This is a genomic window from Mesorhizobium sp. M7A.F.Ca.CA.004.06.1.1 (genome assembly GCF_003999135.1).
In the GTDB taxonomy this organism is placed as follows: domain Bacteria; phylum Pseudomonadota; class Alphaproteobacteria; order Rhizobiales; family Rhizobiaceae; genus Mesorhizobium.
This window is the reverse complement of the sequence record NZ_RZPQ01000005.1, coordinates 22,061-29,700: the sequence shown is the minus strand read 5'-3', so window position 1 is coordinate 29,700 and position 7,640 is coordinate 22,061. Positions and strand designations below refer to the sequence as shown.

4 protein-coding genes are annotated in these 7,640 nt (G+C 57.0%); all 4 read right to left on the bottom strand.

Annotation, left to right across the window (positions count from 1 at the left end):
- Positions 1-595: 595 nt before the first annotated feature.
- Positions 596-1,183: a hypothetical protein gene (locus tag EN906_RS01210; RefSeq protein WP_127269284.1), complete on the bottom strand. Its 588-nt coding sequence runs from the start codon at positions 1,181-1,183 to the stop codon at positions 596-598.
- Between the two features lie 158 nt (positions 1,184-1,341).
- Complete coding sequence (locus EN906_RS01205; protein ID WP_127271159.1) at positions 1,342-3,153, bottom strand: DUF4365 domain-containing protein; 1,812 nt, start codon at positions 3,151-3,153, stop codon at positions 1,342-1,344.
- Between the two features lie 424 nt (positions 3,154-3,577).
- Positions 3,578-4,897 (bottom strand): hypothetical protein, encoded by a 1,320-nt coding sequence (locus tag EN906_RS01200; RefSeq protein WP_127268971.1) that lies wholly within the window; start codon positions 4,895-4,897, stop codon positions 3,578-3,580.
- A gap of 411 nt (positions 4,898-5,308) precedes the next feature.
- Positions 5,309-7,510, bottom strand: coding sequence for a P-loop NTPase fold protein (locus tag EN906_RS01195; protein ID WP_127268970.1), 2,202 nt, complete (start codon positions 7,508-7,510; stop codon positions 5,309-5,311).
- Between the last annotated feature and the right edge of the window lie 130 nt (positions 7,511-7,640).

Sequence of the window (7,640 nt, the reverse complement as noted above, 5' to 3'; positions counted from 1 at the left end):
TTACGATATGTTGTGTGCAAAAACCGCACACGAAAGTTCTGCTTCTCGTCATTTTTCGTTCGCACGACGGAGCCGCCGACAGTCCGATTTGGACCCTCTTTTGCCGACGATGACAGCCGCTTCATTGCGGCGTTCGCTGCCATATCTATGGGCCGCAACGTACGATCCGCCTCCAACTCCCCTGGGGTTCCTGGAAGCTTTTCGAACTTTCTGGGTCGCTCCTCAGCCCGAATTGCGAGTGCTCATGGATAAGGCAGGATACTAGATTCGGTTTTTAGATAGCTCTGAAGGGATCGACTTCTGGTACATTGTGTCTGATAGCGCGCCGACACGAACTCCCAAGTACCATGCTTGAACGGCAGCTTTGCGCCGCAAGTCGGCCGTGTATGGTCGTGCTCGACCAGCCCGGAAGCAGACATCCTTCTCTTCGACAAAATGTCGAATTAGGCGGGAAGCAGACCTTTGCCACTTGCTCAACGGAGGTCCGGGCTGCGGGACGAAGCTGCTGTCGTCTAGTTTCTCGAGCGTCTTCTTGCTTCGGAAAGCCATGCCATACCAGGATTCTCTATCGGACCGCCTTAGAGGTAGCCGAAAGCTATTCATTCGCCACGGCAACCGACATCAAGCGCATATTGTGAAGCGAGCGGATGCAGCCATGCCCTTCAAAAAGTTGCGCACAATCGAAGCATGATATGCCTCGCGCATCGTCCATTTCGTTCTCATCGATGCCGAGTGTAATGCTGTATGGACTCAAAACGGGTGCAAAGGCGAAAAAGTCCTCCGGCAATGGTTCGATAGACTGCATAAGGCAAACGAATTCGCCGCTCGGGAGCTGAGTAGAGAAGAGCAGTTCGTCGGTCCATACTCCAAGCTTGGCTATTCGATTTGGATCCTCGCGGCTGTAGACGACATTCACCATCCGCCCGCACATGTGGGGAGGCGGTGCCAATGCCGTGTATTGTTTCGTATTTGGTATGGCTTCCTGTTCAGGCCAGAAACCGTCGGACGCAAACAGGATTGAGGCGGCAACCTGCCCCCGGTCCTCTTGTGTCGAGAGACGTTGCCACCGCAATATCGAACGAAAATCGGGACCGTCCTCCCGCCATTCCAAGTGTTGCGCGAAAAACCCTTCCAACAGCGCGACCTGACAAACACCACTTTGGTGAAGGCTGAGTTTAAGCATGCGCCTATATGCGTTACTCGTTAGGTAGACGTCATTGTGGTTGACAAAAAACGACCAGCATTCGGACCGGGGCTTGGCGTCCGCGATCGCGAATCTGAATGCGGTAGTCTTAGCCATCGCCAAAAAGACCTTTAATCGTCGCCTCGTAGATTCCCCTTCTAGGGATTGGTTGGCTCCTCGACTACACTGTCGTAGTGATGTTCGCGAAGAAGTCGTGTGGTGACGCCACCCTTACTACTAGAAGTCCGTTGCGCGAAGAGATCGCCTACCATTCCGTCGAGATTTCGCAGCGCATCACTTGAGCCCCCCGCTCGACGAAAACCGTCGCGAAACAGAGCATAGGCAGCTTGGCCGTGTGTCCATACCGCGCCAGCGATCACTGCAAATAGAAGGTCGCGGTCCTCGCCACCGGTCGTCAACGAGATCGCCCGAGCCCAGAACGGAAGATTGTCCTCGGTCAAGTAACACAACATCAGGCAGGCCCCTATCGCATGGTCGCGCCGCTCTGCCTCGACGCTCTGCTCAAGGACCGACATCCAGATATGGGGACTGTAAGTGAGGTAGTTACGGTAAGAAAACTGTTCCACCCAAGTGGCCATCCAATCCTTCAGCGCAGCTTCGCTGCTTTCGCAAATGTCGTCAGAATTGGTTGCGGCATCGTAACATCGATGCGCCTCGGCGAAGTGCCCGCAGAACAAATGCGCGTCACCCGCGCAGATCGCGACCTGCGGTTTCGCGTCAGCCTCATACGCATGGTCGTAAAGAGTAGCTGCCATTCGGTGACGGCCGCGAAAAAAAAGAGCAGCAGCCAGTTCTGCCAGGAAATAGCCTCGTCTAAGGTAGTCGGGATACTTCCGGCGGGCCAAGTTGTACTGCCGGACAGCCCTCGACATCGCGCCGGAGATTCGCAGGGCATTCCCGAAGGAATAGTGGATCGCCGATTGCCGCTCCGGCGTCTCCGCCGCATGGAACTCAAGCGCGTCGACATAGAACCTCGACGCCGTGGCCAGACGCTCTTCGAAGGGAAGGCTACTGCTCAGGAGGCTGTGGACGTAGAGAAGGTATGCCTCATCCTGGCGCTCGTGGATGCCGTTCAGGGCGGCAAGGTCACCTGCCAAAGTTGGGTGCTCGTTCAGTCGGGCAGCGACTACCGCCGCAACATTTCGGCTTTGACATCTGTAGCGGCGCTGCCGAATCAGCGTTGCCAAATCGCGTGCTTGCGAGATGAACTCATATCCACATGCGAAGTGGGCCAGCACGTAGGAGAGCTGTGCCGCAATCTCGTGACGATCGAAACTCTTAAGGTGGACAGTGATCGACGCGATCATGTCTATCCGCGACCGCAGATATTCGCCGTCGAGGTGAACCATGACGGGGAGGCATTCGCTGGGGTCCAATGACGTCCCTACGATCCGGCAGGAAGACGTGATCTCGGCGACTGCGCAACTCAGCTCAAACGAATGTGGGCCACCGCAGCGCCTCTCATCGATGCCCAAGCCGAGCGACAGCTGTCGCGAGGCCAGGCGGATTGTCCGGTACACCTTAAACGTGCGGACGATGGCTTCTGGATCAGCGTCCGACCAAGCATCGGTTTCGCAGAAGCGTATGGTCACGGTTTTGGTCTCGGGTTGGCCGATCTCGGCGAACACATTGGAAAGCCACTTCCAGTGGAAGCTATCGTCCACGCTGCAGTAGCGCACCACGATCGAGGGGCAGTCGAGGCTACCTAGGTAGAGGAGCCGATCCATCTTCATCGCAACTGAAAGCGCCTCTGTCGGATCGTCGGTCGCTTTGAGCTGCACAAGAAAGATCAGCCCCGTTGCCTCGTCGCGGTCGTCGAAGACCTCGACCTCGAGATCGACACCATAATCCTCGTCCTTGCGCCGACAAACCCAACGGCTCGGCAGGGCCTGCTCGTACCGCCGGATGGATTCGGCTTCAAGCTGGTGGCTTCGGGATCGCTTCGGCATTTCGCACAATTATCGCCGCCGTTGGCGGATTGGTAGGGCCTCACGCCATTTCTTTCTGTCGCGTTTTGTCCCGCTCGGCCACCTAACGACGGTTCTGCGTCGGCGCAGGTATGAAGCGAGAGTAGAGGGCCCCGCCGAGACGACCTCCGAGCGTCCGAGTACACCGATCCAGGGTCCCAAGCGGACTGTCCGGATACGGCCCAAAATCAGCCGGTCAGCAATGCGCCCGATGTCGGCCGTTGAGGTGATCTTTCCTGTTGCCCGATAGCTGACGTTGCCGGCGGCACCAACGATTTCGATGTCTTAACAAGCATTGGCCTCTCCGGAAGCTTCCCTTGAAACCTCGGGGAAGCACCGGGGGAGCATGCAGAGCTGCATCCCATCGCCACGAATTCTGTTGTGGACGGCGCAAGTGGTCAAGTGGTCACGCCGCCGCCGTGGCTAAGGGAGCGAGGATTCCCGCTGGCTCCCTCGCAGGAAACCTACCCGCTGCGACAGCCTGCGCGATCACTTCAGCGTAGGGGTCAGGTTGCTCTCGAAGCTGCCCATCGAAAACCTTTCGTCGGAGGCACTCGGCGACAAGGGCGCTCATGTCGGCGATCGGATCGTCGCCATAGTCTCGGTAGTACCTCGCGTACTTCGAGGAATCGTAGACATCCGGCGCTCCGCCGTGGATTACCGAGTTCCGCAATCGCATCAGCAGAAGCACACGGGTACGATCGAGCTTTCCCCCGAACAGTTCATCCACCCCGCGCGCAACAGCCTCCGTTGCGCCGTTTGCATCCCCAAACATCGAGTCGATCGTGATGCAGTCTATTGGGAACCGCTCGCTGTCCGGTAGAAACCAAGCCCTGTAGAAGTACTGCAGCGATTTCAGCTTCTTGATATCGGCCTCGCTGCTGGAAGCGAGAGCCCTATCAATCACTTCAAGCCAAACACCATCCTCGACCCCTAGCACAACGTCCTCGCCGAGTGCCGGCGTATGTGGCGAGCTGTCGGAAAAGGACCATCCATCACGAACGCCCACCACTCCGCCGAAAACCTTCCGGCCGGTAAACTGGTGTCGGTAGTGATGCATTACGGTGAGGGAGATCGCCCCTAAGATCGATGCTCGATATTTTTTTGCCACCTCAGGCGATGGAGCGGTGACAAGGAGCCAGCTCGTCGGGGTTTGGGTCTTGTGCTTCCAGTCGCTGAATGGCGGGAATAGATGACCATCGACGTAGCCGCGTGGCAGGTTCGCGAGCGGCGTTTGTGCTGCAAGACCAGTCGCTGTCGAGAGCGAGAATACCGCCCCCTCAAACGCATCTCTCATCTGGATGGTGACCAGCGGAAAGAGGCAAGTTTCTAGAGGCGGAGTGAGGATATCGCTCTCTGCGAACTGGTCGACAAGCAAGTCAACTTGCTCCTTCGATATCCGCTCCAGGAGTGAGGTTTCAGCGCGGCTGAAAATGTTGTTGCCCGCAACAAGGTGGTACCGGTCCGTGAGGAAAGACCGCAGCTTCTCAAAGGAATGGCCCAACGGAAGATAACGGAGATGTGGCGGCCCGAGGGACCTCAGCTTCATCACCGCAGGCATCAGCTTCTTTCGACGGAAGAAAAGCGTGACAGAAATGCCGCCTAAGGCGGGATGCCTATCGCGTCGGCCAAGGATGAATGCGCTGGCAAGGCCGTCTTCGCCAACGGTGTTGTAGGTTGCGGCAAGCAGCCCCACGATAATTTCACGCATCTGTACCGCGTTCACGACACCTCCATTAGCTGGCCCATTCGCGTGGATTGTTTCTACTAGACCCCTGCTTCTTCGGAACGTGCAAGAACTCTTCACTCACAAGCAAGAGGCTTTGGTTCTCGCCGCGTCCTCTAGCGGGCTCACAGTCGGCTTTCGGCAAGGAAACCGTGTTAGGAAGGTCCGGATTGGATCAGGGCCTGCATTTTGGGGTCGGAGGAAGGTCTTGAACGGGTCAGTCAGGGACCTCGGAGCTACCGAATCGAATGTCCGCTGTCGCTTTTTGAACGCCAGAAACTGCCGGTCGGCAAACGGCCCCTCGTTCTAACGGAACGCTTCGCGCCCCTCCAATGAGCCATTGAGGTGTTTGTTTGCTTCCTTCCTGCCCCGCCATTCCCGCCGATCAATTTCTGCGCTCACGGCAAGTGCTCAGTGTTTGCCCTGCTCGATCGCGACCTTGAGTTCTTCCACCTTCTCCCTATGCTCAGTGTCAGCCAGCGTTTCCAGTCGCTTTGTGGTTTCATCCCAATCCAGAAACACGCTGACAGCCGATTGCTGGAGCGGGTAATATACCCGGTCGCTCACGGCCCAACTGCGCAGCTTGTCCAGGAGGAAAAGAAAGCCTTCATCGGGTTCGGTGAATTTCGTGACCCAGGCCTTTGGCTCTTCCAGGCCTGACAGGTCCCTCCAGCCAAAGAGGTAGGCTGCTAGATCCGGCATCTTCGAAAGATCGCCATCGTTCACCTGAGCGGTAGCACGCGTCTTCAAGCTATTCAGGAGGTCAGTCAGCTTCTCACGGTCGAAGGCCGAGCCATCAGGATTTGCCCGTTCACCGACGAGGCCATGCATGAAAAGCTCGTCTCTGATGAAGTGCCCGATCAGCCAGTTCAGCGACGGACAGTCTGAGGCGAGCTTGGTGGCTGCCGAGGTAAAGGCATCGTGGTCCAACGTCTTCAACTGTTTGAGGCAACCCCTCACCACACGTTCCGCGATATCCGAGACTGACAGCGACAACGGCCGCGGACTGTTGTCTTCGGCAAGGATGACATCCATGCCGTTGGATATGGCTTCTATCAGACCTGAGAGCCTCGATGCGCCGAGGCTTCTGATCATGTCGTCATCCAGCCGGTCCAGTAAATGTTCGAACCAACTCCTTCCTGACGACCTCCTTTTCCGGGCGAGAGCGACGAGTTTCTCCGTCAGCGCCGACGTGTGGCTCGTTGCGAGGGCGAGCAACGCGTTGAACTCGTCATCCGGCATTATCGTTTTCGGATACGTCAGCGCGAAGTAGTAGCGGTAATGGATCGGGCTGCCCAGACGGCGCAGCGCGATCATGTTTTTCACTTCGCCTACGCTTGAGCTCGAAAAGACGCATTGCTCGGGACTGTCGTTCTTGATGATGCCTGGAATGAACCGGCGCAGGCTCCAGATTGACTGCGTGGACATTGCGTCGTCTGACGGCAGAAGCTCCTGAAGCCGCTTGCCGATCTCCTTCTTGTCGTGGCTGCTGATTGTACCATCGCCTGTGACGAGGACCGAGCGTAGCGAGAGATATTCCTCGATCCAACGATAGAGAGCCGGGTTCGTTGTCTTGATCAGGTGCAACCGGCAGACGTCGGGGAAATAGACATCGTCCTTGATCGAGGGATACAGGAACCGGAGGCTGTTGAGAGCAAGCTTGACCTCTCGCGGGGTCCGTAGTGCGCCACCTTCGCGGTCCACCCCAACTTTAAGATCGGAGAGGAGCTCACTAGTCGCGGGGCTTCCGGTGACTTCCTCGAAGATGGCCAAAGCCTCTGTGAGGAATTGCTCCCGCAAGTCGAATGGCTCGGGGAGTGGTATAGTGAAGGTCAGCTGGATGATTTTTTGAAGGAACTGATCTCCATCGGATATCTTCAGGCCAGTCATAAGCGCGTGGGATAGGGCCGCCCGATCATAGCACATCAGGTAGGTAATCTTCGGGAAATCGGCGACCGACCTCACCAGCCGGACCACCTCAACGGCTTGTTCGGGCTCAAGCCGGTCGAGGTCGTCCAGAATGACGACGAAGCCGATTTTGAGCTCGGAAATCCTCTTGGAAATGTTGGCTTTGATTTCGGCAGTCGTCTGTTGGCGTTCAGACTGCTCAAGGTACTCAGAAGCCAAATCCAACGAGTCTCCCGCGATCTTCGCACCGGGAATGAAATATTCAGCCAACCGCGCGGCCGGCGCCAACGTCCGCCCTGTTTTCGCGCCGTACGACCGGACGAGATTGCCGAGGTCGGTTCCTTTCTTCTTCAGCTGCTTCCAACGGCTCTGTTTGGCGTGCGCGTTTTCAATCTGATCCAGAATGTCCGCTATTGGGATAAGCAGGGAGGATACGAGATTGGACCGATCTCCGCTGAGCCATGGCGCGATGTTTATGACGTGGATGTGCTCCGGCTTGCTCTTGTCCAGCTCGTGCCGCAGGAAGTTCAGCAGCGTGGTCTTGCCTGATCCCCAAGGCCCCTCCAGGCCAACGACCATGCCGTCTGTTTCGAACGTCTTCAGAATTGCGGGTGCGAGTCTTCTGGCTATGCCCACAAAGCCAAAAAGATCGGCCGCCTCGGCATTCAAGGGCCGGTCGGAGTCAGGTTGCGTTGGTGGCTTCATATATTTTTGATCAGCTCCAGCTAGATGTTCCATGGAGCTGATTAAGGCATACACATCTGAGGCGCAAAAGAGAAGCCTACTATGCGCCTCAGCAGCTTTGGGGGCGAAGGCAGGGAGGGACACAAGGGAC

Coding starts and splice junctions, on each gene's coding strand:
- EN906_RS01210 (WP_127269284.1), bottom strand. CDS start 1,183: ATGCTTAAACTCAGCCTTCACCAAAGTGGTGTTTGTCAGGTCGCGCTG.
- EN906_RS01205 (WP_127271159.1), bottom strand. CDS start 3,153: ATGCCGAAGCGATCCCGAAGCCACCAGCTTGAAGCCGAATCCATCCGG.
- EN906_RS01195 (WP_127268970.1), bottom strand. CDS start 7,510: ATGAAGCCACCAACGCAACCTGACTCCGACCGGCCCTTGAATGCCGAG.